Annotated in this window: 1 protein-coding gene; it reads right to left on the reverse strand. The window is 69.1% G+C overall.

The features are described 5' to 3' along the window. Positions 1–24: 24 nt before the first annotated feature. A complete protein-coding gene (gene tnpC / locus ACTWQA_RS58870; protein WP_443167474.1) occupies positions 25–1479 on the reverse strand; it encodes an IS66 family transposase in 1455 nt (484 codons plus the stop codon). Positions 1480–1581: the final 102 nt, after the last annotated feature.

Genomic DNA, 1581 nt, shown 5'->3' on the forward strand with positions numbered 1-1581 from the left:
GTATCCATTCAGGCCTGTGATTGATCAGGCGGTTTGTGGCGGCATCCAGGGATTCCCGGCGAGCGCGTCGCGGAGAGCATCCAGGGGATGGATGCCGTGGTTGCGGGCGGTGCCGAGGTAGGAGCGGATGAGGCAGTAGCGGGCGGCGGTGCGCACGCTGCGCCAGCAGCCGCCGATCTTCATCTGGAGTTTCACCATGCGTTGCGGCTGCTCAGCGGGGTTGTTGGTGAAGGGCACCGTGAAGTCGACGGCGAAACGCCAGACCTGGGCGGCGCGGGCCTGGAGGCGTTTGGCCAGGGTGTAGCCGGGATGTCGTCCGGTGGGCCAGTCCCGGTGGGCGTTGGTGGCCATGCCCCAGGTCACCGCGTCGTCGTAGCGGGCGCGCAAGGCGTCCAAGATCTCGGAGTCGAGAGCGGTGGCGCCGTCGGCGCGGGCCTTGTCGACCGCGGCCTTGGCGTCGGTCAGGGCTCGCGCGGCAGGTTGGGTCCAGCAGCGCTGGACCCGGCTGTCATCGGCGTCCAACTCGCCGATGCCGCGTAGCGCCCGCAATAAGTGGGCGCAGCACAGTTGCACCGCGGTCAGGTCCTTGTCGTACTTGGCATACGCCGCATAGTCGTCGCGGACCAGGGTGCCGCGGTAGCCGGGCAGAATCTTGAAGCCGTCCAGCTCGGCGTGGCCGCGGCCGGCCGCGGCACCGAACCAGATCAGCTTGCCGGCGCGGGCGGTGTAGATATACAGCAGCCGGTCGTCGTCATCGCCGGCCACCCGGGCCGGGGTCTCGTCGTGATGCAGGACCGGTGCCGCCCGTAGCCGCTCCTTCAGCGCCGCCTCGAACCCGCCCAGCCGGGTGGCGATCCGGGGCAGCAGGCCGCCGGTGAACCCGGCCGAGACCTGCGCGTCCAGCAACACGCTCATCAGATCGGCGGCGCGGGTGATGCTCATGTGGCCGTTACAGGCCAGCAGCGCCGTCGCCGCTCGTACGTTCGGGCCGTAGCAGCACGGCCCGGCCATCCCCGGCGGCGTGGCGGCCTGAACCACCCGACGGCAGCCAGGGCAGCTCACCTTAAGCATCCGATACTCGCTCACCTGGAGTTTCACCGGCGGCGTATCGAACACCTGCACTCTGGCGGCGACCTGCCCCGCCACGCCGGCCAACGCCCGGCCGCACTCGACGCATGCGTGCGGGGCCACGATGGTGACCCGGTCCGGTTCGGCTCGCCACTCCAGATGGTGACCCTCATGCCCGGCCTGCCCACCCCGTGGCCGGGGCGAAGGCTTCCTGGGCTTCTTCGCTCGTTTGGTCCGCCCCGCCGGACCATCCGATCCCGGCGGCATCGACGAGTTCGAAGAGTCCATCCCCACCCGCCGCTTCAACTGCTCGATCTCGGCCAGCAGCGCCGCGATCACAGCGTCCTGCTCGGCTAACGCGGCCAGCAACTCCTCACGGCTGAGGCCATCGGAGTCACCAGAGGAGGACACCCCCTCAAACTACGAACACAGCCCCGCAACACCCCGACTCATCCAGAAACCGGCGCGTCTACCCCAAACCCGACACGATCAACGACGAGCCTGAATGGATAC

The organism is Nonomuraea sp. 10N515B, from assembly GCF_052245915.1.
GTDB lineage: Bacteria > Actinomycetota > Actinomycetes > Streptosporangiales > Streptosporangiaceae > Nonomuraea.